Origin of the sequence: Mycobacterium sp. SMC-2 (genome assembly GCF_025263485.1) — a bacterium.
Taxonomy (GTDB): Bacteria; Actinomycetota; Actinomycetes; order Mycobacteriales; family Mycobacteriaceae; genus Mycobacterium.
On the sequence record NZ_CP079863.1, the window covers coordinates 4,053,890 to 4,076,093 of the forward strand.

At 68.6% G+C, this 22,204-nt stretch carries 24 protein-coding genes and 1 tRNA gene; 12 read left to right on the plus strand and 13 right to left on the minus strand.

Annotated elements, in window-relative coordinates; genetic code table 11:
* Positions 1-59: 59 nt before the first annotated feature.
* Both KXD96_RS18950 and KXD96_RS18955 read left to right on the plus strand, forming a co-directional pair.
* Positions 60-770, plus strand: coding sequence for a 2OG-Fe(II) oxygenase (locus tag KXD96_RS18950; protein WP_260738750.1), 711 nt, complete (start codon positions 60-62; stop codon positions 768-770).
* A 73-nt stretch (positions 771-843) separates the two neighbouring features.
* A complete protein-coding gene (locus tag KXD96_RS18955; protein ID WP_260738751.1) occupies positions 844-2,019 on the plus strand; it encodes a cytochrome P450 in 1,176 nt (391 codons plus the stop codon).
* Positions 2,020-2,051: 32 nt separating this feature from the next.
* Here the strand turns inward: KXD96_RS18955 and KXD96_RS18960 are convergent, their stop codons facing one another.
* A complete protein-coding gene (locus KXD96_RS18960; RefSeq protein ID WP_260738752.1) occupies positions 2,052-2,957 on the minus strand; it encodes a hypothetical protein in 906 nt (301 codons plus the stop codon).
* A gap of 154 nt (positions 2,958-3,111) precedes the next feature.
* Between KXD96_RS18960 and tpx the strand changes: the two genes are divergently transcribed.
* The 3 genes from tpx to KXD96_RS18975 all read left to right on the plus strand — a co-directional run bounded on the left by tpx (position 3,112) and on the right by KXD96_RS18975 (position 5,524).
* Complete coding sequence (gene tpx / locus KXD96_RS18965) at positions 3,112-3,606, plus strand: thiol peroxidase (protein WP_260738754.1); 495 nt, start codon at positions 3,112-3,114, stop codon at positions 3,604-3,606.
* 164 nt (positions 3,607-3,770) lie between these two features.
* A complete protein-coding gene (locus tag KXD96_RS18970) occupies positions 3,771-3,965 on the plus strand; it encodes a ferredoxin (protein WP_260738756.1) in 195 nt (64 codons plus the stop codon).
* Positions 3,966-3,982: 17 nt separating this feature from the next.
* Positions 3,983-5,524, plus strand: coding sequence for a molybdopterin-dependent oxidoreductase (locus KXD96_RS18975; RefSeq protein WP_260745450.1), 1,542 nt, complete (start codon positions 3,983-3,985; stop codon positions 5,522-5,524).
* Positions 5,525-5,528: 4 nt separating this feature from the next.
* Here KXD96_RS18975 and KXD96_RS18980 read toward each other — a convergent pair whose 3' ends face one another.
* From KXD96_RS18980 to cobC, 5 genes are read right to left on the minus strand one after another with little or no spacing between them, the layout of a single operon-like run.
* Positions 5,529-5,729: a hypothetical protein gene (locus KXD96_RS18980; protein ID WP_260738757.1), complete on the minus strand. Its 201-nt coding sequence runs from the start codon at positions 5,727-5,729 to the stop codon at positions 5,529-5,531.
* Between the two features lie 37 nt (positions 5,730-5,766).
* Positions 5,767-6,879, minus strand: a complete 1,113-nt coding sequence (locus KXD96_RS18985; RefSeq protein WP_260738759.1) for a bifunctional RNase H/acid phosphatase — start codon at positions 6,877-6,879, stop codon at positions 5,767-5,769.
* Positions 6,876-7,613 carry a zinc ribbon domain-containing protein gene (locus KXD96_RS18990; RefSeq protein ID WP_260738761.1) on the minus strand — a complete coding sequence of 246 codons (738 nt, stop codon included), beginning with the start codon at positions 7,611-7,613 and terminating at the stop codon, positions 6,876-6,878. Before KXD96_RS18990 ends, KXD96_RS18985 begins: the two co-directional genes overlap by 4 nt.
* Positions 7,613-8,758, minus strand: a complete 1,146-nt coding sequence (locus tag KXD96_RS18995) for a Nif3-like dinuclear metal center hexameric protein (protein ID WP_260738763.1) — start codon at positions 8,756-8,758, stop codon at positions 7,613-7,615. Before KXD96_RS18995 ends, KXD96_RS18990 begins: the two co-directional genes overlap by 1 nt.
* Entirely contained in the window at positions 8,755-9,783 is a 1,029-nt protein-coding gene (gene cobC, locus KXD96_RS19000) for an Rv2231c family pyridoxal phosphate-dependent protein CobC (RefSeq protein ID WP_260738765.1), read from the minus strand. Before cobC ends, KXD96_RS18995 begins: the two co-directional genes overlap by 4 nt.
* A gap of 81 nt (positions 9,784-9,864) precedes the next feature.
* Between cobC and KXD96_RS19005 the strand changes: the two genes are divergently transcribed.
* Genes KXD96_RS19005 through KXD96_RS19015 form a run of 3 tightly spaced genes read left to right on the plus strand, consistent with a single transcriptional unit; the run spans position 9,865 to position 11,874 of the window.
* Positions 9,865-10,548, plus strand: a complete 684-nt coding sequence (locus KXD96_RS19005) for an HAD-IA family hydrolase (RefSeq protein ID WP_260738767.1) — start codon at positions 9,865-9,867, stop codon at positions 10,546-10,548.
* A gap of 55 nt (positions 10,549-10,603) precedes the next feature.
* A complete protein-coding gene (locus KXD96_RS19010; RefSeq protein WP_396878842.1) occupies positions 10,604-11,038 on the plus strand; it encodes a low molecular weight protein-tyrosine-phosphatase in 435 nt (144 codons plus the stop codon).
* Entirely contained in the window at positions 11,038-11,874 is an 837-nt protein-coding gene (locus KXD96_RS19015) for an SURF1 family protein (RefSeq protein ID WP_260738770.1), read from the plus strand. Before KXD96_RS19010 ends, KXD96_RS19015 begins: the two co-directional genes overlap by 1 nt.
* Here the strand turns inward: KXD96_RS19015 and KXD96_RS19020 are convergent.
* Together KXD96_RS19020 and KXD96_RS19025 are read right to left on the minus strand one after the other, a co-directional pair.
* Positions 11,856-12,800 carry a cobalamin biosynthesis protein gene (locus KXD96_RS19020; RefSeq protein WP_260738774.1) on the minus strand — a complete coding sequence of 315 codons (945 nt, stop codon included), beginning with the start codon at positions 12,798-12,800 and terminating at the stop codon, positions 11,856-11,858. The genes KXD96_RS19015 and KXD96_RS19020 overlap by 19 nt on opposite strands.
* A 31-nt stretch (positions 12,801-12,831) precedes the next feature.
* Positions 12,832-12,999, minus strand: a complete 168-nt coding sequence (locus KXD96_RS19025) for a hypothetical protein (RefSeq protein WP_260738775.1) — start codon at positions 12,997-12,999, stop codon at positions 12,832-12,834.
* A 68-nt stretch (positions 13,000-13,067) separates the two neighbouring features.
* On the opposite strand from KXD96_RS19025, the gene KXD96_RS19030 reads away from it, so the two are divergent.
* Positions 13,068-13,898 (plus strand): oxygenase MpaB family protein, encoded by an 831-nt coding sequence (locus KXD96_RS19030; protein WP_260738777.1) that lies wholly within the window; start codon positions 13,068-13,070, stop codon positions 13,896-13,898.
* Between the two features lie 85 nt (positions 13,899-13,983).
* On the opposite strand, the gene KXD96_RS19035 is transcribed toward KXD96_RS19030, so the two are convergent.
* On the minus strand, positions 13,984-15,102 hold the full coding sequence (locus KXD96_RS19035) for an epoxide hydrolase family protein (RefSeq protein ID WP_260745451.1): 1,119 nt from the start codon (positions 15,100-15,102) through the stop codon (positions 13,984-13,986).
* A gap of 102 nt (positions 15,103-15,204) precedes the next feature.
* On the opposite strand from KXD96_RS19035, the gene KXD96_RS19040 reads away from it, so the two are divergent.
* Complete coding sequence (locus KXD96_RS19040) at positions 15,205-15,870, plus strand: adenosylcobinamide amidohydrolase (RefSeq protein WP_260738778.1); 666 nt, start codon at positions 15,205-15,207, stop codon at positions 15,868-15,870.
* Between the two features lie 82 nt (positions 15,871-15,952).
* Here the strand turns inward: KXD96_RS19040 and KXD96_RS19045 are convergent.
* The 4 genes from KXD96_RS19045 to KXD96_RS19060 all read right to left on the minus strand — a co-directional run bounded on the left by KXD96_RS19045 (position 15,953) and on the right by KXD96_RS19060 (position 17,707).
* Positions 15,953-16,024, minus strand: a tRNA-Val gene (locus KXD96_RS19045).
* A 125-nt stretch (positions 16,025-16,149) separates the two neighbouring features.
* Positions 16,150-16,611: a peroxiredoxin gene (locus KXD96_RS19050; protein WP_260738781.1), complete on the minus strand. Its 462-nt coding sequence runs from the start codon at positions 16,609-16,611 to the stop codon at positions 16,150-16,152.
* Complete coding sequence (locus tag KXD96_RS19055) at positions 16,611-17,033, minus strand: DUF3052 domain-containing protein (RefSeq protein WP_260738783.1); 423 nt, start codon at positions 17,031-17,033, stop codon at positions 16,611-16,613. Before KXD96_RS19055 ends, KXD96_RS19050 begins: the two co-directional genes overlap by 1 nt.
* A gap of 92 nt (positions 17,034-17,125) precedes the next feature.
* Entirely contained in the window at positions 17,126-17,707 is a 582-nt protein-coding gene (locus KXD96_RS19060) for a hypothetical protein (protein ID WP_260738785.1), read from the minus strand.
* A 185-nt stretch (positions 17,708-17,892) separates the two neighbouring features.
* On the opposite strand from KXD96_RS19060, the gene aceE reads away from it, so the two are divergent.
* Positions 17,893-20,685: a pyruvate dehydrogenase (acetyl-transferring), homodimeric type gene (gene aceE, locus KXD96_RS19065; protein ID WP_260738786.1), complete on the plus strand. Its 2,793-nt coding sequence runs from the start codon at positions 17,893-17,895 to the stop codon at positions 20,683-20,685.
* Between the two features lie 102 nt (positions 20,686-20,787).
* On the plus strand, positions 20,788-22,113 hold the full coding sequence (locus tag KXD96_RS19070; protein ID WP_260738788.1) for a CdaR family transcriptional regulator: 1,326 nt from the start codon (positions 20,788-20,790) through the stop codon (positions 22,111-22,113).
* Positions 22,114-22,204: the final 91 nt, after the last annotated feature.

A 22,204-nucleotide genomic window follows, 5' to 3' on the forward strand; every position in this document is an offset into this window, starting at 1 on the left:
GCGGATTGGACTCGGCGGCCTATCGTGGACCGGGCGGATCCGAACACGAGAGGACGTCGATGTCCCGGTGGAAGAGGCGGGTCGACTCCGGCGACTGGGACGCGATCGCCGCCGCGGTCGACGAGTACGGCGGGGCACTGCTGCCGCGGCTGGTCACCAGCAGCGAGGCCGCGCGGCTCCGCAGGCTCTACGACGACGACAGCCTGTTCCGCTCGACCGTCGACATGGCGCCCAGGCGGTACGGCGCCGGGCAGTATCGCTACTTCCACGCGCCCTATCCCGACCCGATCGAAGAACTCAAACAGGGGCTGTATCCGCGGCTGTTGCCGATAGCCCGGGACTGGTGGGGCAAGCTACGCCGCGATGCGCCCTGGCCGGACAGCCTCGACGATTGGCTGGCAACCTGCCACGCGACCGGCCAAACCAGGTCCACCGCGCTGATGCTCAGGTACGGCCCGGGCGACTGGAACGCCTTGCATCGAGACCTCTACGGCGACTTGGTCTTTCCGCTACAGGTGGTGATCAACCTGAGCGAACCCGGCACCGACTACACCGGCGGCGAGTTTCTCCTCGTCGAACAGCGGCCACGCGCGCAATCCCGCGGCACTTCAACGCAGTTGCCGCAGGGGCACGGGTTTGTGTTCACCACGCGGGAGCGGCCGATCGCTTCTAGCCGGGGCTGGTCCGCGGCGCCGGTACGCCACGGCGTCTCGGTCGTGCGGTCCGGCGAACGCTATGCCCTGGGGCTGATCTTTCACGATGCGGCCTGAGGTGATCGGCAGTTTTGGCGACCGCTTAGCATTGGTCATTGCCCAACGGGAATGTTGATGTCAGTCTGACCTGATGACACAAACCGAAGGGTTCGTCGATCAGACGGCAAAGGGTCTCGCGGAGCCCCAGCCGATGTACAAAGCACTGCGCGATTCCAGCCCGGTGTTCCGGTCGCCCGAGGCGGTCGTTCTCAGCCGCCTCTCCGACATCGAGATGGCGCTCAAACACACCGAGCTGTTCTCCTCGAACATGGATGCGGTCAACCTCGGTAACGTGCGGCCGCTGATCCCGCTGCAGATAGACCCGCCCGAGCATGCCAAGTACCGCCGCATCCTCGATCCACTGTTTACGCCGCGGGAGATGGCCCGACGTGAACCGCGCGTCACCGAGCTGGTGAACCAGATGATCGACACCTTCGTCGATCGCGGGGAATGCGACTTCCACGCCGAGTTCGCGGTGCCCCTGCCCTGCACGGTCTTCCTGCAGCTGCTCGGCCTGCCCCTGGAGGATCTCGACAAGTTCCTCGAGTGGAAGGACGGCGTGATCCGCCCGGAGGGCGCCAAGAACTACGAACAGCACGGAACGGCCGCGGCGTCCGCGGCAGAACAGATCTACGAATACTTCGAGCGCGCCATCGACGACCACATCGCCAACCCGCGCGACGACGTGCTCTCGGCGATGATCGCTGCGAACCTCAACGAGGAGGGTCGGCCGCTGTCACGGGAAGAGCTGCTCGACATTTGCTTCCTGTTCCTCATCGCCGGGCTGGACACGGTCACCGACTCGCTGGACTGCTTCTTCGTCTACCTGGCCCGCCATCCCGACCACCGTCGCCAGTTGGTCGAGCAACCGGACGTGCTGCCCAGCGCGGTCGAGGAGCTGCTGCGCTGGGAGACACCCGTACCGGGTGTCGTTCGCGTGGCCATGGAGGACGTCGAGGTGGGCGGCTGCCCGATCACCAAAGGGGAACGGGTCACCCCGTTGCTCGGCGCGGCCAACACGGATCCGGCCGAGTTCCCGGAGCCCGAGCTGGTGGACTTCTGCCGCAACCCGAACCGGCACCGGGCGTTCGGCGGCGGGCCGCACCGCTGCCTTGGCTCTCACCTGGCCCGCATGGAGCTGCGGGTGGCGCTGCGTGAATTCCACCGGCGCATACCGAATTACGAGATCCGCCCCGGCTTCGAGCTCGCCTACACCCGCGCGCTGAGATCGGTCGAATCGCTGCCGCTGACCTTCCCGGTGCCTTAGCCAGGCGTCCTGATTTGCGGTTTCGACGCTGCTCAGACCTTGGCGGCCTGCGAGGCTCGGTGCCCTTCACCGGGCCTCTTGGGCATCCGGATTCCTCCGCCTCCTCGCTCGGGAGTCCAGAAGTGTCGTAGCGGAACTTCGTCGCTATCGCGCATTGAGCCCGAAATGAGGTACGCGGGTCGCGGTGACGGCTCCGGAAGGAACTCGCGGCGATAGGCGTCAAGTCGGTCGACAACCAACAAATAGTCGAAGATGTGCCGACTGAGAATCGACAGGTCGGACTTACCGAGCTGGTTGGCCTTGAACAAGGGGTAGACGAACTCAAACGCTTCGAAATAGCCGTGGCTTTCGATGTCGTTCACAAGGCAGATGACTTCCGACGCGACGAACGCCGAGAGGTCGAGAATCTCTCGATTTACCCGGCGGGCGCGGTCCATGTGGTAGCGAATGGCATCGAACACCGGGGCGTGCGCCGCAGGGCTTGTCGACGCAATCAGCATGTTGGTAGGCGTTTCCGGTCCGATCTTGCTACACGTCTCTTGAACGTTCGCCAGCGAATTCTCTCGATGGCTATCGAAGCCTGCCGCTTGGTGCAATGTGCCCATGAGGCTCGTCGCCTCGGCAACGACGCGGGCGATCAGCGGTTCCAGGTTCTTGTAAATGTTTTGGCGATCTCGCCGCAACGGCAGCCGGACCACAAGCAGGTAGAAGATGAACGCTTCCACGTAGCCGTTGGCGAGGTGGAAACCAACGCTGCCGAGTCGCTCACCACCTCGGAAGGCTTCCGGAATGTTGGCGAGCAAAACGTGCTGAGCAATGCAGTAGGACAGGGCAACGCACGCCAGCGCCCAGAGCGATCGGTTGAGCCTGCGTTCGAACGGGCTGAGATAACTGAGCTGAGTTGCTCGTTGCCAGCGGCGTTTGAGTCCATCACGCATGCGGCGATTATTGCCCAGATACGCCCTCACGGGCTGAACTTTCGTCGGCTTCCCCTCGACCGCGACTAAGTGAGTAATTGCCCCTCTCGTTTCCGATACTCACTAATTCAGCAACATCCCGACCTGACTCAAGCCGCCCTGGCACACTGTGCCCATGGCACAGATAACCCTGAATGGAAACCCGATCAACACCGTCGGTGAGCTGCCTGCCATCGGATCAAAAGCCCCCGACTTCAACTTGATCGGCTCCGACCTGTGGGTGATCAGTACCGAGCAGTTTCGCGGCAAGACCCTGGTGCTGAACATTTTTCCGTCCGTCGATATCGCGGTTTGCGCGACGACCGTGCGGACCTTCAACGAGCGCGCCGCGGGGACCGGTGTGCCCGTGGTGTGCGTGTCAAAAGACCTGCCGTTCGCATTTCAACGCTTCTGCAGCGCCGAAGGCATCGACAACGTCAAGACAGCTTCGGCGTTCCGTGACAGCTTCGGCGAGGACTACGGCGTCACGATCACCGACGGTCCGATGGCGGGGCTCCTTGCCCGGGCGGTCGTGGTGATTGGCCCCGACGGCAATGTCGCATACACGGAATTGGTGCCGGAACTCGAGCAGGAGCCTAACTACGACACTGCGCTGGCCATGCTGGGCTGAGCGATGCCGCGCGGGCCACGCCGCCCGGCGACGCAGGCGCAAACCGCCGCCAACAGGCACCGACTATCTCCGAGACAACCTCGTGCGCCATTCGCGAACTAGGCTTACGATGCGTCTGCCATAACCCGCGCCGGCGACGACGCAGAGCAAAAGGAGCGCCGCTGATGACTCGCGTTCTCGTCGACACCGAACGGTGCACCGGGCACGGGCGCTGCTACACCCTGGCGCCCGACGTCTTCGATTCCGACGAGGTCGGCCACTCCGTCGTGCTCGTGTGCGACGTGTCCGGCGAACTCGAGGCGCAGGCCGTCACCGCCGAGCAGAACTGCCCCGAAGGCGCCATCACGCTGTCCCGTTGAGGCAGAACGTAACTCCGATGGCCACCGCGGCGTCGAACGAGCGGATGATCGCCGGGGTCGCCGCCGCGGCCGTCGCGCTCGGGATAGCCCAGCTGGTGGGCATCCCGTTCGGTGCGCGGGCCGACGCGCGGGCGGCGATCGGCTCGGCGGTCGTGGACCTTTCGCCGGGCCCGATCAAAGAGTGGGCCATTCAGACCCTGGGATCGCTGGACAAACTCTTCCTAGCCGTGGCGGTGCTCGTGGCGATCGCTGCGATCGCCGCAATTGCCGGGACCTTAGAGACCCGGCGTCGCCCGTTCGGCAGCGCCGCGATCACCGCGGCGGGTGCGCTCGGATGCGTCGCGGTGTTGTCCCGGCAGGGCGCGACGGCACCCGACACGATCCCCACCATCGCCGGCACGGCCTGTGGGGTGGCGACCCTACGCTTGCTGACCCGTCGGTTCTGGCCGGGAGGCCCCGAAGAACACCGTGGCGATCGAGACGAAGCGGATACCGACAGGCGCAGGTTGGTGGTGCTCGGACTGCTCGGATTCGGGATCGCGAGTGGCGTGGCGGGTGCGGTCATCACGCGATTGGTGCATTCGGTGGCCGCGGACCGCAACAACTTCACGCTTCCCCGACCGCGCGCATCGGCGCCCCCGATACCGGCTGACGTGCAACCGAAAGGCGTTGCGCTCCCGAGCTTTGTCACTCCCAGCGCCGACTTCTACCGAGTGGACACCGCGCTCACCGTTCCCCAACTCAGCCACGGCGAGTGGCGGCTGCGCATCCACGGCATGGTGGACCGCGAAGCAACCTACAGCTTCGCCGACCTCGCCGGCTTTGACGTCGTCGAGAAGGTGGCGACGCTAACCTGCGTATCCAATCCCGTTGGCGGCAACCTTATTTCGACCGGGATCTGGACGGGCTACCGGGTGGCCGATCTGCTGGGGGCGGCCGGAGTGCACCCGGACGCCGACATGGTGCTTTCGACGTCGATCGACGGCTTCACCGCCGGCACGCCGGTGGATGCGCTCACCGACGGCCGCGACGCGCTCCTGGCGGTCGCGCTCAACGGTCAGCCCCTGCCGATCGAGCATGGCTATCCGGCCCGGCTGGTCGTACCCGGGCTCTATGGGTACGTGTCGGCCACCAAGTGGGTCGTCGATATGGAGCTGACCCGCTTCGACAAGGCGGAGGCGTACTGGACGCGGCAGGGCTGGGCACCGCGTGCACCGGTCAAGACCGAGTCGCGGATCGACGTGCCGAAAGCTGGTCAGCAGGTGCCGATGGGGCCGGTGGTGTTCGGCGGTGTCGCGTGGGCGCAGAACCGCGGCGTGCGGTCCGTGGAAGTTCGCATCGACGGCGGCGCATGGCAGCCCGCAGAACAGGGCGCGAGCTACTCCAACGAGACGTGGCGGCTGTGGAGTTTTCCCTGGCAGGCGAAAAGCCCTGGGAGGCACAGCATCACTGTGCGCGCCACCGACAACACCGGATCCACCCAGACCGCGGACAGGGCCGCTCCCGTTCCCGACGGCGCCACCGGCTGGCACACGGTGAACTTCACCGTGGCGGGGTGACGCACTATTTCGAAGAGAGTCTCCGCCAGCTGACGACCGCGATCGCGATGCCGATCAACACCGTGATGGGACCGATGACGGACCAGGTCGTGGTGTTGCTCATCGGGCTACCGCCAAGCACTCCGAATCCCTGAAGCGCCCAGATTAAACCGAACAACGCGAGGATCAACCCGAAGGCGAACGTCGCGACGAATGTCCTTCTCATACGGGGATGCTACGCGACCGAAGGCGGTATCTGACCCTCAGAGGTAACCGGTTTGGTTCACCAGGCGCACGGAAGACGCCCCGTCGGAATAGAACTCGGCGATGCTCAGCGACGCCAGGTCGAGGTGCAGCCGGTACAGGATGCCGGGCCCGGCCTCCAGCGCCAGCCGCAACAGCATCTTGATCGGCGTCACGTGCGACACCACCAGCACCGTCGTGCCCGGGTGCGCGGCGATGATTCGTTCGCGGGCCTTCACGACCCGATCGAGCACGTCGTCGAAGCTTTCCCCGCCCGGCGGGGTGGTGCCGGTGTCACGAAGCCAGCGGCCGTGCAGCTCCGGGTCCCGCTCGGCGGCCTCACCGAAGGTCAGCCCCTCCCAGGCGCCGAAATCGGTTTCGATCAAGTCGTCGTCGACGGTCACATCCAGCTCGAGCGCCTTGGCCGCCCTGGCCGCGGTGTCGTAGGCCCGCTGCAGCGGCGAGGCGAACACCGCCGAAATCCCGCCGCGTTGTGCCAGATAGCGCGCCGCGGCGTCGGCCTGCCGGCGACCCACTTCGGTGAGCGCCGGGTTGCCGCGGCCCGAATAGCGGCGCTGCGCCGACAGCTCAGTCTGGCCGTGTCGCAGCAACAGCAGCCTGGTCGGTGTGCCGCGCGCTCCGGTCCAGCCGGGTGCCTGCGGGGATGGCGCCGCAGGGGTTTTCGCGGGCTCCGCCGCGGGCTGCTCAGATTCTCCCGCCGGGTCGCCGGCGGCGGCGGCGTCCATCGCCTCGTTGGCCAACCGATCGGCATAAGAGTTGCGGTCCCGCGGAATCCACGTGTAGCGGATCCGCTCGAACCGCGCCGCCAGCTCTCGGGCCTGGGTGTGCAGTGGGATCAGGTCGGGGTGCTTGACCTTCCACCGCCCCGACATCTGCTCCACCAGCAGCTTGGAATCCAGGAAGACCGCCGCCTCGGTGGCGCCGACCCGCAGGGCCTCGTCCAAACCGGCCAGCAGGCCCCGGTATTCGGCCACGTTGTTGGTGGCCCGGTGGATGGCCTGCTTGCTCTCCGCCAGCACCGTCGAGTGGTCCTCCGTCCACACCACGGCGCCGTATCCGGCCGGGCCGGGGTTGCCCCGCGACCCGCCGTCGGCCTCGATCACGACTCTCATTGGTCGAACCCCTTGACCCGCAACAGGATCGCACCACACTCCGGGCATCGCACCACGTCGTCTTCGGCCGCGGCCGAGATGCGCGACATCTCGCCGCGGTCGATCTCGAGGCGGCAGGCACCACACCGGCGCCCCAGCAACGGCCCAGCGCCCGGCCCTCCCCCGGCGCGCTGCCGTTCGTACAGCGCCGACAGCGCGGGGTCCAATTCGGCGCTCAGCGTGTCGCGCCGCGAGGAGTGCGCCTGGCGGGCTTCGCTGATTTCGGCGAGTGCGGCGTCCAGCGCCTGCCGGGTTTCGGCCAATTCGGCCTCTAGCGCCTCGGCCCTGCCCTGCGCGTCATCCAGCTGGGACTGCAGCTCCTCGCGGCGCTCCATCACCTCCAGCAGCGAATCTTCCAGGCTGGCCTGCCGGCGTGTCAGGGTCTCCAGCTCGTGCTGCAGTTCCGACAGTTGCTTCGCGTCGACGCTGCCGGATTGCAGCAGCGAGCGGTCGCGGTCTTCGCGCTGCCGCACCGCCTCGATTTCGGACTCGAAGCGCGAAACCTGAATATCGATGTCCTCCAACGCGATTCGAATCGCACCCACGCGGTCGCCGGCGGCGTTGAGTTCGTCCTGCACCCGCTCGCAGGCCTGTTGTTCCGGCAGATGGCTGGCCCGGTGCGTGATGCGGGACAGCTCGGCGTCCAGCTTCGACAGCTCGAGCAGCGAACGCTGCTGAGCGACTTCGGCCTTCATTACGCCTCACCCCCGGTCTGTCCGCCGCACCGCCCCATATTCCATGGGTCGGTGCGAATGCTGCATACCCGCACCGACAGCTCCGCACCGAAACGGGACCGCAGCAGGTCGGCGGCCTGCTCGCACCACGGGAATTCACTCGCCCAGTGCGCGACGTCCACCAGCGCCACACCGGAGGCCCGGCGATGCTCGTCGGCCGGATGGTGCCGCAGGTCGGCCGTGACGTAGGCCTGCACTCCCGCGCCGGCCGCGGTTGTCAGCAGCGAGTCACCGGCGCCGCCGCAGACGGCGACCCGGGACACCGGCATGTCGGGGTCGCCGGCCGCGCGGACGCCCCACGACGTCCGCGGCAGGGCGGCGTCGACGCGGGACACGAAGTCGCGCAGCGGTTCGGGCCGGGGCAAGGTGCCGATGCGGCCCAAGCCGACGTCGCCGGGCACCGGCAGCAACGCGTAGACGTCGAACGCGGGCTCCTCGTATGGATGGGCGGCGCGCATCGCCGCCAGCACGGCGGCCCGGATCCGGGCGGGCGCGATGACCTCGAACCGGTCTTCGGCCACCCGCTCGACGGTGCCGACGCTGCCCACCGCGGGCGACGCCCCTTCGTGCGGCAGGAACTGCCCGATGCCGCTGACGCTCCAGCTGCAGTGCGAATAGTCGCCGATGTGCCCGGCGCCGGCCTCGAACAGGGCCGCCTGCACCGCTTCCGCGTTCTCGCGCGGCACGTAGATGACCCACTTGTCGAGGTCGGGCGCGGCCGTCCGCGGCTCCAGGGCCGCTTCGACGGTGAGGCCGAGGGCGTGAGCCAGCGCATCAGAGACGCCCGGCGTGGCCGAGTCGGCGTTGGTGTGCGCCGTGAACAGCGAACGCCCCGTTCGGATCAACCGGTGCACCAGCGCGCCCTTGGGCGTGCTGGCCGCCACCGTGTCCACCCCGCGCAACAGCAACGGGTGATGGGCCAGCAGCAGCCCGCCGTCGGGAACTTCGTCGACGACCGCCGGGGTCGCGTCGACCGCGACGGTCACCGACTCGAGCGCATCGTCGGGGTCACCGCACACCAGGCCCACCGAGTCCCACGATTCGGCCAGCCGCGGCGGGTAGGCCTCGTCCAGCACCTCGATGACGTCGGCCAGCCGCACGCTCACCGCCGTACCTCCGAAATCGCCTGGACCAGCAGCGGCCACTCCCGGCGCACCGCCGCCCGCAGGTAGCTTTTGTCCAAGCCGACGAACGTGTCACAGCGACGGATGGCGATCCCCCTGTCTCGCAAGGCCTCTCGGACCCCAACGGCGTCCGGCAGGCGGAACAGCACGAACGGGGCCCGGCCGTCGACCACCTCGGCGCCCACCGACGTCAGGCCGGCCACCATCTCGGCGCGCAACTCCGCCAACCGTGCGGCACCGGCCGCCGCCTCGGTGACGGACTGCCGGCCGCAGCACGCCCCGATCGCCGTCAACTGCAGCGTCCCCACCGGCCAGTGGGCCCGCTGCGCGGTCAACCGGGCCAACACCTGCGGTGCGCCCAGCGCATAGCCCACCCGCAATCCCGCCAGCGCCCACGTCTTGGTCAGGCTGCGCAGCACCAGCACATCCGGCAGCGAGTCACCGGCCAGCGACTCCGGTTCGCCCGGGATGGAATCGGCGAAGGCCTCGTCGACCACCAGGATGCGGCCGGGCCGGCGCAACGCCAGCAGCTGCTCGCGGGTGTGCAGCACCGAGGTCGGGTTGGTCGGGTTGCCCACCACGACCAAGTCCGCGTCGTCGGGAATCCTCACCCCGTCCAGGCCGAAGGGCGGCTCGAGCACCACATGGTGCAGCGGCACCCCGCCCGCGGTCAGCGCCGCGGCCGGCTCGGTGAACGAGGGCGCGACGATCGCCGCCCGCGCCGGACGCAGGTTGCTCAACAACGCGAACCCCTCCGCCACCCCCGCCAGCGGCAGCACCTCGTTGTGTGGCCGGGCGTGGCGCTCGGCCACCGCGTCCTGCGCCGCGCGCACGTCCTGGGCGCTCGGGTAGCGCGCCAAGTCCGGCAGCCGCGCGGCCAGCCGGCGCACCAGCCACTCGGGCGGTTGCGCGTGACGGACGTTGACGGCGAAATCCAGCATCCCGGGTGCGACGGCCTGGTCACCGTGATAGCGCGCCGCAGGCGGGCTCAAGTTCAGACTCGCCATCCGAGAAACACTAGTGGGCCGCCGGGGCGCGTGGCAGCGACACCGTCACACCCGGCCCGGACCATCGAGGACAATGGTGAGGTGACAAGCACAACGTCCACCGATCGCCCGTCGCCCGCCCTGACGGCCCAGCTGGTGATCTTCGACCTCGACGGCACGCTCACCGACTCCGCGGAGGGGATCGTGGCCAGCTTCCTGCACGCGCTCGACCATGTCGGCGTCGCGGTGCCCGACGGCGACCTGGTGGCGCAGATCGTGGGCCCGCCGATGGACGACACCTTCCGCACCATGCTCGGCGAGGACGCCGAGCGGGCGATCAGCGCCTTCCGCGCCGAGTACGGCAGCCGCGGCTGGGCGATGAACACGCTGTTCGACGGCATCGAGCCGCTGCTGGCCGACCTGAGCGCCGCCGGTGTCCGGCTGGCCGTGGCCACCTCGAAGCTGGAGCCGACGGCGCGGCGCATCCTGGCCCATTTCGGGCTCGATCAGAATTTCGAGGTGATCGCCGGGGCGAGCCCCGACGGCTCGCGCAAGACCAAGGTGGACGTGCTGGCGCACGCGCTGGAGCAGCTGCACCCGCTGCCCGAGCGGATTCTGATGGTCGGCGACCGCAGCCACGACGTGCACGGCGCGGCCGCGCACGGCATCGACACCGTGGTGGTCGGTTGGGGCTACGGGCGGGACGACTTCCCCGACGGATTCAGCGGCACCGGCGCGACGCACGCCGCCACCGTCGACGAGCTGCGGGCGGTGCTCGGTGTCTGATCGCGAGCCGCTGCACGTCACGTTCGTCTGCACCGGCAACATCTGCCGGTCGGTGATGGCCGAGAAGATGTTCGCCGACCAGCTCCAGCGCCGCGGCCTGGCCGAAGCGGTGCGGGTGACCAGCGCGGGCACCGGCAACTGGCATGTCGGCGAATGCGCCGACCACCGGGCGACCGACGTGCTGCGCGCCCACGGCTACTCCACCGACCACCGCGCCGCACAGGTCGACGCCGACCATCTCGCGGCCGACCTGGTGGTCGCCCTTGGCCGCAACCATCTTCGGATGCTGCGCGAGCTGGGCGTCGACGAGGAGCGGGTGCGCATGCTGCGGTCGTTCGATCCGCGTTCGGGTGCCCACGCCCTCGACGTCGAGGACCCTTACTACGGCGACGCGCGGGACTTCGAGGACGTCTTCGCCGTCATCGAGGCCTCGCTGCCCGGCCTGCACGCCTGGGTCGACGACCGACTCGACCGGAACGGATCCGGCTGATGCGCCGGCTGGCGTTTTTGCTGCGCCCGGGCTGGATCGCGCTGGCGCTGGTGGTCGTCGCCTTCACGTACCTGTGTTTCACGGTGCTGGCGCCCTGGCAGCTGGGCAAGCACAACCGGACGTCGCGGGAGAACCGCCAGATCGAATACTCCCTCAACACCGACCCGGTGCCGCTGAAAACGTTGCTGCCACAGCAGGATTCGTCGGCTCCGGACGCGCAGTGGCGCCGCGTGACGGCCACTGGGCACTACCTGCCCGACGTCCAGGTGCTGGCCCGGTTGCGGGTGATCGAGGGCAAGCCGGCATTCGAGGTGCTGGCACCGTTCGTCGTCGACGACGGGCCCACCGTCCTCGTCGACCGGGGCTACGTGCGGCCCGAGCAGGGCTCCCATGTCCCGACGATCCCCCGCCCGCCGCAAGACACCGTCGCGATCACCGCGCGGCTACGCGACTCGGAACCCGTCGACCGGGACAAGGGCCCCTTCGCCGAAGACGGTGTGCAGCAGGTGTATTCGATCAACACCGAGCAGGTCTCGGCGCTGACCAAGGTGCCACTGACCGGCTCCTATCTTCAGTTGACCGAAGACCAGCCCGGCGGGCTCGGCGTGATCGGCGTGCCGCACCTGGACGCCGGGCCGTTCCTGTCGTACGGGATCCAGTGGATTTCCTTCGGTATCGTCGCCCCACTCGGTTTGGGCTACTTCGCGTATTCGGAGATCCGCGCCCGCCGCCGGGAAAAGCAACGCCAATCCGAGGCAGCGGCGGCGGCACAGGCCCCACAGGCCCTGCAGACCGTGGAGGCCAAGCTCGCCGATCGCTACGGCCGCCGCAGGTAACAGAGCAGCCCGGCCACGACGGCCGCGCCCGCTTGCACCGTCCGCGACAGCGCCACCGCGCGGCGCAGGTCGGCCACCGTCGGCTCGTGGCCGTCGCCCAGCGTGGGCCGGATCTGCAACTCGTGGCGGTACTGGGTGGGGCCGCCGAGCCGCACCCCCAGCGCCCCGGCGAAGGCCGCCTCGACGACGCCGGCGTTGGGGCTGGGGTGACGGGCGGCATCACGGCGCCAGGCCCGCACCGCGCCCGCGGGTGACCCGCTGACGAGGGGCGCGAACAGCGCCACCAGCGCCGCCGTCGCCCGCGCGCCGACGTAGTTGGCCGCATCGTCCAATTTGGCTGCGGCCCAACCGAATCGGGCATAGCGGACCGAGCGATAGCCGATCATTGAGTCCAACGTGTTGATGCCGCGGTACGCCAGCACCGCGGGTATCCCGCCCACGGCCGCGCACAGCAGCGGCGCCACCTGGGCGTCGGACGTGTTTTCCGCGACCGATTCCAGCGACGCGCGCGTCAGGCCGGCGCCGTCCAGCCACGCAGGGTCGCGCCCGCACAGCGACGGCAGCAGCGCACGGGCGGCCTCGACGTCCCCGCGTTCCAGCAACTCCGACATCGCCGTGCCGGTGCGCGCCAGCGAGGTTCCGCCCACCGACACCCAGGTGGCCGCGGCGGTGGCAGCGATCGACCAGGCCGGGCCGCCGCGCTCGGCGACCCGTTGCAGCGCGGCGCCGAGCAGGCTGACGGCCCCGACCAGCACGCCGACGTGCACCACCCCCGCGACCCTGCCGTCGCGGTAGGTCACCCGCTCCAACCCGGAGGCGGCCCGCCCGAACGCCGCCACGGGATGTCCCCGTGTCGGGTCGCCCAGCGCGACGTCGGCCAGGTAGCCGGCCAGCACGCCGGCAAGCCGGGTCCGGGTTGCCAACACCCTGGCAGCGTCTCACACGCGGGGAAGCCGGCTACGCCGCCGACAAGATGGCCAGCACGATGATCACCAGGATCAGCACGGCCAGCAGCCACCACAGCCAGGACGCCGGCGCCGTCGTGTCCGGCTCGGGACTTCCGGAAGGGGCACGGTTCCACCTTCCGTGCAAGGCGTCTGGCGGCGGGCTCGGTTCGGCGTTCATCCACCCAGGCGTGCCCGTTTTCGGGCGGGCATAACGCCCGCGCCCAGATACGTGGTTCACTCGAAGGCATGGCGTCGTCCGCAACGAAGCGGCCCGCGACCCGGGTTGCCGACCTGTTGAACCCGGCGGCGATGCTGTTGCCCGCCGCGAACGTGATCATGCAGTTGTCCTTGCCCGGCGTCGGGTATGGCGTGCTGGAAAGCCCGGTCGACAGCGGAAACGTCTACAAGCATCCGTTCAAGCGGGCCCGCACCACCGGCACCTACCTGGCGGTGGCCACCATCGGGACCGAGTCCGACCGCGCGTTGATCCGCGGCGCCGTGGACGTCGCGCACCGGCAGGTCCGGTCGACGTCCTCAAGCCCGGTGTCCTACAACGCCTTTGACTCCAAACTGCAGCTGTGGGTGGCCGCGTGCCTGTACCGCTATTTCGTCGACCAGCACGAGTTCCTGCACGGCCCGCTCGACGACGCGGCCGCCGACGCCGTCTATCTCGACGCCAAGCGGCTTGCCACCACGCTGCAGGTGTCCGAGGACATGTGGCCGCCGGACCGGGCGGCGTTCGACGAGTACTGGAAGCGCTCGCTCGACGAGCTGCGTATCGACGCTCCGGTGCGAGAGCACTTGCGCGGGGTGGCGTCGCTGGCGTTCCTGCCGTGGCCGTTGCGCGTTCTGGCCGGCCCGTTCAACCTGTTTGCGACGACGGGGTTCTTGGCTCCGGAGTTTCGGGCGATGATGCAGCTGGACTGGTCGGATCGCCGGCAGCGCCGGTTCGAGTGGCTGCTGTCGGCGCTGCGGCTGGCCGACCTCTTCCTACCGCACGGGATCTGGCTCCTCGGCTACCAGATTTACCTGTGGGACATGCGTTTTCGTGCACGACGGGGTTGGCGGATCGTCTAGGCCCGCGCCGTCTCCTTGCCGTCGAGTGTGCAAACGGCTTCCACGGCGTGTCTCGTCGGGAAATGCACACTGGGCGCAACGCGGACTAGCGCACCGTCGCGAAGAACGCGCGGAGGTCGTCGACGAACAGCTCCGGCTGCTCGAACGCGGCGAAGTGTCCTCCCCGCGGCATGTCCGTCCAATGTGTGATGTTGTAGACCGGCTCGCACCACGACCGCGGTGACTTCAAGAGTTCCTTCGGGAAAGCGGCTATCCCGGTGGGCAGTTCGACCCGGTCCATCTGCCCCCATACCCTGAAGCTTTCCCAGTACAACCGGGCCGAGGACGCGCCGCTGGCGGTCACCCAATAGACCATCACGTTGTCCAGCAGCTCGTCCCGGCTGAACGCATTCTCGGGATGCCCGTCGCAATCGGCCCACGCCCAGAACTTCTCGACGATCCACGCCAGCTGCCCCACCGGCGAATCCACCAGCCCGTAGCCAAGAGTTTGCGGCCGGGTGGACTGCTGCTTGGAATAACCGGTGCCCCACTTGCGGTGTTCGGCCAATGCGGCCAGCGCCCGTTGCTCCGTTTCCGTCGGGTTCTTCAGGGACTCCGGCGTGGGCCGCCCGATCGGCATGTTGAGGTGGATGGCCGCGCAGCGGCCCCCGTTGCGGCCGATCTGCGTGGTCACCGCGGCTCCCCAGTCGCCGCCCTGCGCGCCGTAGCGGTCGTAGCCCAGGCGCAGTATCAACGTCTCCCAGGCCTTGGCGATCTTCTCCACGCCCCAGCCCGTGCGCGTGGGTTTGCCGGAGAAGCCATATCCCGGCAGCGACGGGCAGATCACGTGGAAGGCGTCCTCGGCGCGCCCGGACACCGGGTTGGTCAGCGGCTCGATCACCTTGTGGAACTCCACGATCGAGCCGGGCCAGCCGTGGGTGATCAGCAGCGGGAACGCGCCGTCGTGCGGCGACCGGTGGTGGATGAAATGGATGTCCAGCCCGTCGATCTCGGTGACGAACTGGTCGAAGCGGTTGAGCGCGGCCTCGCGCGAGCGCCAGTCGTATTCGTCAGCCCAATAGCCGGCCAGGTCGCGGGTGTAGGCCAGCGGCATGCCCTGGCTCCAGTCGTCCACGCATTCGGCTTCCGGCCAGCGGGTGCGCAGCAGCCGCGACCGCAGGTCTTCCAGGACGTCGTCGGGGACGTCGATCAGAAACGGTTCCACGGGTTGCTCGTCCACTGCGCGAGCGTAACCCCACCGCGAAGATCGCGGCCGAAAGTCGCAGCCCGGTTACGCTCGCAATAGCTCGCCCGCGAGGATGACACCATGCGTCCCAGGCTGACCGCGCGGGTGGAACACACTCGGTCGCTCCCGGTCCTCGTCTGGGAATTCGCCGAGCCTCGACTGTGCATCTCCTCGGGCCCGCTTGGCGGCGGCATCGGTGCCCGGGACTGGTTGGTCAACGCAACGGTCCCACTTGATTACGACCGGACCGACCCGGACCGCCACCTGACCGAGCTCGGCACCGCGCTCGGGCTCGTCGGCGCCGGCTGCGGGCTGCTCACGGCGGTCGACGTGACGCGCCACCACCTGGCCGCCGACGGCGGCGTGCATGCCGCCGCCACCGTGGGGCTCTCCAGCCCGGCCTGGGCGGCCGCGCCCGACGGGCACTTCCGCCGCGAGTCGCCGTACCGCGTCGGGACGATCAACGTCGTCGTCGCGGTGCCGGTGCGGCTGTCGCAGGCCGCCCTGGTCAACGCCGTGGCCACCGCGACGGAGGCGAAGGCACAGGCGTTGCACGAGACCGGGATACGGGCCACCGGAACCGCCTCGGATGCGATCGTCGTGCACTGTCCGACGGACGGGGCCGCGGAGGCATTCGGCGGGCCGCGCTCGGCGTTCGGCGCCCGGATCGCACGGGCGGTGCACGCTGCCGTGCTCGCCGGCGCCCGGTGGTGGGTCTCAGGGCCGCCCGAGCAACGATCCACCTAACACCCAGCCCGCGAGCGTAGCCCCACTGCGAAAATCCAAGCCGAAAGTCGCCATGGCGTTACGCTCGCGGAGCCGAATCCTGTGGGCGCGGACGGTATCGAACCGCCGACCGCTGGTGTGTAAAACCAGAGCTCTACCACTGAGCTACGCGCCCTGTGCCCCGGGCAGGCTACACGCACCAAGCCCAAGTACCCAAAACTTTGCCATCCGCGACGAGCGTCCGTGTTTGCCCGCCCCGCACGGCGTGTCGACGTACAAACACGCGCGCTCGCGAACGACTCAGCCCCGCAAAGCCCCCAGCGCGTCGATCCACAACCGCTGATTGCGGGATTCACCGGGCTGTTTGCACTCCGCGAACCGGATCACGCCGGACCGGTCGACGACGAAGGTGCCGCGATTGGGGTAGCCGGCCTCGGAGTTGAACACGCCGTAGGCCTGGCTGACCTCGCCGTGCGGCCAGAAATCCGACAGCACCGGGAAGGTGAACCCGCTTTCCAGCGACCAGATCCGGTGCGTGGGCGGTGGTCCCACCGAGATGGCCAGCGTGGCGCTGTCGTCGTTCTCGTAGTCGGGCAGGTGATCGCGCACCTGGTCCAGCTCGCCCTGGCAGATGCCGGTGAAGGCCAGCGGGAAGAACACCAACAGGACGTTCTTGGCGCCGCGGTAGGCGCTCAGGGTGACGCGCTGTTGATTCTGGTCACGCAGTGTGAAATCCGGGGCGGTGGCGCCAACGGGCAGCATCAACGCTTCCCGGTTCGGGACTTCGGCTGCACCAGCCGGCTGGCGCTCCAGTCACCCAAGTTGACCGACGACGTCGGCATCAGGCCTGCGGTGGGGGCCGCCTCGGCGATCTCGGCCGGCAGGACGTGGCCGGGCTTGCCGGTTTTGGGCGTCAGCACCCAGATCACGCCGTCCTCGGCCAGCGGGCCGATCGCGTCCATCAGGGTGTCCACCAGGTCGCCGTCGCCGTCGCGCCACCACAGCAGCACGACGTCGACCACCTCGTCAGTGTCCTCGTCGAGTAGCTCACCGCCGCAGGCTTCCTCGACGTCAGCGCGGATGTCGTCGTCGGCGTCCTCGTCCCAGCCCCATTCCTGGACAACTTGGTCTCGTTGGATGCCCAATTTGCGAGCGTAGCTCGGGGCGTGATCCGCCGCGACCACCGTGGAGCCTCCTTAAACCGTCCAGTGCCGTGCGATGGGGATTATCGTCGCACAGCCGCAACCAGGTCGACACCCGCGCCTCACGGGGCGCCTCAGAACACTGCCAGGCAGAGTTTCAGCGCCTTCGTCTTGGCGTCGTTGAGCAGGTCCACCCGGCGATTGAATTCGCCGGTCGCCGCGTGGGTGCCGATGGCGCTAGCCACCCCGCGGGCCGCGTCGATATACGTGTTGAAGGCGTCCTTCAGCTGCTGCGACAGCGCCTCGCTCAAGCTGTTGCTCACGGTGTCGGCGCTGTTGTTGAGCGCGTCGATGGCCGGGCCCTCGGTCGGGCCGGTGTTGCGGCCCGCGTTGAACGCGCCGACAAAGATGTTCACCTTGTCGATCGCGTCCTTGCTCGAGGTGGCCAGCGTGTCGCACGAGGTGCGCACCGCCTTGGTGGTCAGCGATTGCTGCCGCTGGGATTCGCGGACCCGCGACGTCGCCGACGACGCGGACACCGACGCCGAGACAGACTGCCGATAGGCCGGTGCCACCTGAGTGTCGGGTGTGGCCGTGCCGTTGGTGACGGTGGTACACCCCACGATCCCCATCAGCGTCGCCGCGATACATCCGAGCGCCAGAGCACCTCGCCTGGGGACGCTCCCCCCAAGGACGGCGCGCCATCCGATGAGCACGGCTCCTGACGTTACCGGGTGGCCTTCCCGATCGCCCCGCTACGCACAAGTTCGTGTCCGCCGGATGAACCCGCGTCAGCTACCCGGCGTCGGCTGGCCCCGCGAAACGCCGGTGCGGCACGATAGAGGGACACGGTGCACAGCACCCCGAGGGCACAAGCCCCGCCAACCACAGGAGCAGTGCGTTGACAACCGAGTTCGCGCGCCACGATCTGGCCAAAACCCCTAGCAGCCCAAGCGAACCCGACCGCGTCCGGGTGATCCGCGAAGGCGTGGCGTCGTACCTGCCCGACATCGACCCCGAAGAGACGTCGGAGTGGCTGGAGTCCTTCGACGAACTCCTGGAGCGCTCCGGGCCGTCGCGGGCGCGGTACCTGATGCTGCGGCTGCTCGAACGCGCCGGCGAGCAGCGGGTGGCCATCCCGGCGCTGACGTCGACCGACTACGTCAACACCATTCCGACCGAACTCGAGCCCTGGTTCCCCGGCGACGAGGACGTCGAGCGGCGCTTCCGTGCGTGGATCCGGTGGAACGCCGCGATCATGGTGCACCGCGCCCAGCGCCCGGGAGTGGGTGTGGGCGGCCACATTTCGACGTACGCGTCGTCTGCGGCGTTGTATGAGGTCGGCTTCAACCACTTCTTCCGGGGCAAGTCGCACCCCGGTGGCGGCGACCAGATTTTCATCCAGGGCCACGCGTCCCCGGGGATCTATGCGCGCGCCTTCCTCGAAGGCCGGCTCAGCGCGGACCAGCTCGACGGCTTCCGCCAGGAGCACAGCCACCCCGGCGGCGGGCTGCCGTCCTACCCGCACCCGCGGCTGATGCCCGACTTCTGGGAGTTCCCCACCGTGTCGATGGGCCTGGGCCCGCTCAACGCCATCTACCAGGCGCGGTTCAACCATTACCTGCACGACCGGGGCATCAAGGACACCTCCGACCAGCACGTGTGGTGCTTCTTGGGCGACGGCGAAATGGACGAACCGGAAAGCCGCGGCATGGCGCACGTCGGAGCGCTCGAGGGCCTGGACAACCTGACCTTCGTGATCAACTGCAACCTGCAGCGCCTCGACGGCCCGGTGCGTGGCAACGGCAAGATCATCCAGGAGCTGGAGTCGTTCTTCCGGGGCGCGGGCTGGAACGTCATCAAGGTGGTCTGGGGCCGCGAATGGGATGCCCTGTTGCACGCCGACCGTGACGGCGCGCTGGTGAACCTGATGAACACCACGCCCGACGGTGACTACCAGACGTATAAGGCCAATGACGGCGCCTACGTGCGCGACCACTTCTTCGGCCGCGACCCCCGCACCAAGGCGCTGGTGGCGAACATGACCGACGCCGAGATCTGGAATCTCAAGCGTGGCGGTCACGACTACCGGAAGGTGTATGCCGCCTACCGGGCCGCCGTCGACCACAAGGGCCAGCCGACGGTGATTCTGGCCAAGACCATCAAGGGCTACTCGCTGGGCGGGCACTTTCAGGGCCGCAACGCCACGCACCAGATGAAAAAGCTTGCGCTGGAAGACCTCAAGTACTTCCGGGACGCCATGCGGATCCCGATCAGCGACGCCCAGCTGGAAGAGGACCCCTACCTCCCGCCCTATTACCACCCCGGCCCGGACGCGCCGGAGATCCGGTACCTGCTCGACCGCCGCCGCACCCTCGGCGGATTTCTGCCCGAGCGCCGGACCAAGGCCAAGGCGCTGGCGCTTCCCGGCCGCGACACCTACGCCGCGCTGAAGAAGGGGTCGGGCAACCAGGAGGTCGCCACCACCATGGCGACGGTGCGCACCTTCAAGGAAGTGTTGCGGCACAAGGAGGTTGGTCCGCGCATAGTCCCGATCATTCCCGACGAGGCGCGCACGTTCGGCATGGACTCGTGGTTCCCGTCGCTGAAGATCTACAACCGCCTCGGCCAGCTGTACACGGCGGTGGACGCCGACCTAATGCTGGCCTACAAGGAGAGCGAAACCGGGCACATCTTGCACGAGGGCATCAGCGAGGCCGGGGCGGCGGCCTCGTTCATCGCGGCCGGCACGTCGTATGCGACGCACAACGAGCCGATGATCCCGATCTACATCTTCTATTCGATGTTCGGGTTCCAGCGCACCGGCGACCTGCTGTGGGCCGCCTCCGATCAGATGGCGCGCGGCTTCCTGCTCGGGGCGACCGCGGGCCGCACCACGCTAACTGGCGAGGGCCTGCAGCACGCCGACGGCCACTCGCTGCTGCTGGCCGCGACCAATCCGGCCGTGGTGTCCTACGACCCGGCGTTTGCCTACGAGATCGCCTACATCGTGGAAAGCGGGCTGGCCCGCATGTTCGGCGAGAACCCGGAGAACGTGTACTTCTACATCACCATCTACAACGAGCCCTACAAGCAGCCACCGGAGCCCGAAAACTTCGATCCCGAGGGCGTACTGCGGGGCATCTACCGGTACCGCGCGGCCACCGAACAGCGCGCCAACACCGCGCAGATCCTGGCCTCCGGGGTCGCGATGCCGGACGCGCTGAGGGCGGCCGAGATGCTGGCCGCCGAGTGGGACGTCGCAGCCGACGTGTGGTCGGTGACCAGCTGGGGTGAGCTGAACCGCGACGGCATCGCCGTGGAGAGGGCCAAGTTGCGTCACCCGGATCGGCCCGCCGGCACCGCCTACGTAACCCAGGCGCTGGCGAACGCCGCCGGCCCGGTGATCGCCGTGTCGGACTGGATGCGGGCCGTCCCCGAGCAGATCCGGCCGTGGGTGCCCGGCACCTTCGTCACCCTGGGCACCGACGGCTTCGGGTTCTCCGACACCCGGCCCGCCGCGCGGCGCTACTTCAACACCGACGCCGAATCGCAGGTGGTCGCGGTGCTGGAGGCGTTGGCGCGCGACGGTGAGATCGACCCCTCGGTGCCGGTCGCGGCCGCGCGCCAGTACCGGATCGACGACGTGCAGGCCGCGCCGGGCCAGTCGTCCGACGCGGGTACGGCCACCTGACGTCCGCCCCGCGAGCCCTCGCCCGGCCAGCCGGGGCCACGACGCCAAAAACCACCCGCACCCTTTGGTGGATACTTCCAAATTGTGGCGTAGGTTTTAGGGGTGAATGACAACCCCTTCGCCGGGCCATTCGCCAAGCAGCCCCGGTCCCCGCTCGAACTGCTGAACACGGTGCCGGATTCCGTGCTGCGCCGGCTGAAGCAGTACTCCGGCCGGCTGGCCACCGAAGCGGTCTCGGTCATGCAGGAGCGGTTGCCCTTCTTCGCCGACCTGGAGGCGTCGCAGCGGGCCAGCGTGGCGCTGGTGGTGCAGACGGCCATCAACAACTTCGTCGAGTGGATGCAGGACCCGCACAGCAACGTCAGCTACACCGCCCAGGCCTTCGAGCTGGTGCCCCAGGACCTGGCCCGCCGAATCGCGTTGCGGCACAGCGTCGACATGGTGCGCGTCACTATGGAGTTCTTCGAAGAGGTGCTGCCGCTGGTGGCCCGCTCCGAGGAGCAGCTGACGGCCCTGACGGTGGGCGTCTTGAAGTACAGCCGCGACCTGGCGTTCACCGCCGCGTCGGCCTACGCGAACGCGGCCGAGGCGCGCGGCACCTGGGACAGCCGGATGGAGGCCAGCGTCGTCGACGCGGTGGTCCGCGGGGACACCGGCCCCGAGTTGTTGTCCCGGGCCGCGGCGCTCAACTGGGACACCACCGCCCCGGCGACGGTCGTGGTCGGCGCCCCCGCCCCCGGCCGGGACGGGACGACCGGGCCGGGCGACGACCAGCGGGCCAGTCAGCACGTCCGCGACGTCGCCGCCCAGCACGGCCGCGCGGCCCTCACCGACGTGCACGGCACCTGGCTGGTCGCCATCGTGTCGGGCCAACTGTCACCTACCGACAAATTCCTCGGCGACCTGTTGCAAGCCTTCTCCGACGGCCCGGTGGTCATCGGGCCCACCGCGCCCATGCTGACCGCGGCCTATCACAGCGCGAGCGAGGCGATTTCGGGGATGAACGCCGTCGGCGGCTGGCGTGGGGCGCCCCGGCCCGTGCTGGCGCGGGAACTCCTGCCCGAACGCGCCCTGATGGGGGACGCGTCGGCGATCGTGGCCTTGCACACCGACGTCATGGGCCCGTTGGCCGCCGCGGGGCCCACCCTCATCGAGACTCTTGACGCTTACTTAGATTGTGGCGGCGCGATTGAAGCTTGTGCCAGAAAGTTGTTCGTTCATCCAAACACGGTGCGTTACCGGCTCAAGCGGATCACCGACTTCACCGGACGCGATCCCACCCAGCCCCGCGACGCATATGTGCTGCGAGTGGCGGCGACCGTCGGCCAGCTCAACTACCCGACCGCTCCCGCTAGCGTCGGCACCAACGCGCTGCCCCCGGTTCCGCTGCCGGTCAGGGCGGCTATCGGCGATCACTCCGAGCCATAGTGACCCAGGCAACAGGTCGCGGCACGGTATCGAACTCGTAGCTTACGGAGCTATTTTGTAGGGAGTACACAAAAACCTAAGACCAGGTTCA

Excerpts from the sequence above, each read along its gene's own strand:
- KXD96_RS18960 (WP_260738752.1), bottom strand. The coding sequence starts at position 2,957 with ATGCGTGATGGACTCAAACGCCGCTGGCAACGAGCAACTCAGCTCAGT.
- tpx (WP_260738754.1), top strand. The coding sequence starts at position 3,112 with ATGGCACAGATAACCCTGAATGGAAACCCGATCAACACCGTCGGTGAG.
- KXD96_RS19040 (WP_260738778.1), top strand. The coding sequence starts at position 15,205 with ATGCGTCCCAGGCTGACCGCGCGGGTGGAACACACTCGGTCGCTCCCG.
- KXD96_RS19015 (WP_260738770.1), top strand. The coding sequence starts at position 11,038 with ATGCGCCGGCTGGCGTTTTTGCTGCGCCCGGGCTGGATCGCGCTGGCG.
- KXD96_RS18950 (WP_260738750.1), top strand. The coding sequence starts at position 60 with ATGTCCCGGTGGAAGAGGCGGGTCGACTCCGGCGACTGGGACGCGATC.
- KXD96_RS19010 (WP_396878842.1), top strand. The coding sequence starts at position 10,604 with ATGGCCGAGAAGATGTTCGCCGACCAGCTCCAGCGCCGCGGCCTGGCC.
- KXD96_RS18970 (WP_260738756.1), top strand. The coding sequence starts at position 3,771 with ATGACTCGCGTTCTCGTCGACACCGAACGGTGCACCGGGCACGGGCGC.
- KXD96_RS19025 (WP_260738775.1), bottom strand. The coding sequence starts at position 12,999 with ATGAACGCCGAACCGAGCCCGCCGCCAGACGCCTTGCACGGAAGGTGG.
- KXD96_RS18980 (WP_260738757.1), bottom strand. The coding sequence starts at position 5,729 with ATGAGAAGGACATTCGTCGCGACGTTCGCCTTCGGGTTGATCCTCGCG.
- KXD96_RS19030 (WP_260738777.1), top strand. The coding sequence starts at position 13,068 with ATGGCGTCGTCCGCAACGAAGCGGCCCGCGACCCGGGTTGCCGACCTG.
- KXD96_RS19050 (WP_260738781.1), bottom strand. The coding sequence starts at position 16,611 with ATGCTGCCCGTTGGCGCCACCGCCCCGGATTTCACACTGCGTGACCAG.
- cobC (WP_260738765.1), bottom strand. The coding sequence starts at position 9,783 with ATGGCGAGTCTGAACTTGAGCCCGCCTGCGGCGCGCTATCACGGTGAC.
- KXD96_RS18990 (WP_260738761.1), bottom strand. The coding sequence starts at position 7,613 with ATGAAGGCCGAAGTCGCTCAGCAGCGTTCGCTGCTCGAGCTGTCGAAG.
- KXD96_RS18955 (WP_260738751.1), top strand. The coding sequence starts at position 844 with ATGACACAAACCGAAGGGTTCGTCGATCAGACGGCAAAGGGTCTCGCG.
- KXD96_RS18985 (WP_260738759.1), bottom strand. The coding sequence starts at position 6,879 with ATGAGAGTCGTGATCGAGGCCGACGGCGGGTCGCGGGGCAACCCCGGC.
- KXD96_RS18975 (WP_260745450.1), top strand. The coding sequence starts at position 3,983 with ATGGCCACCGCGGCGTCGAACGAGCGGATGATCGCCGGGGTCGCCGCC.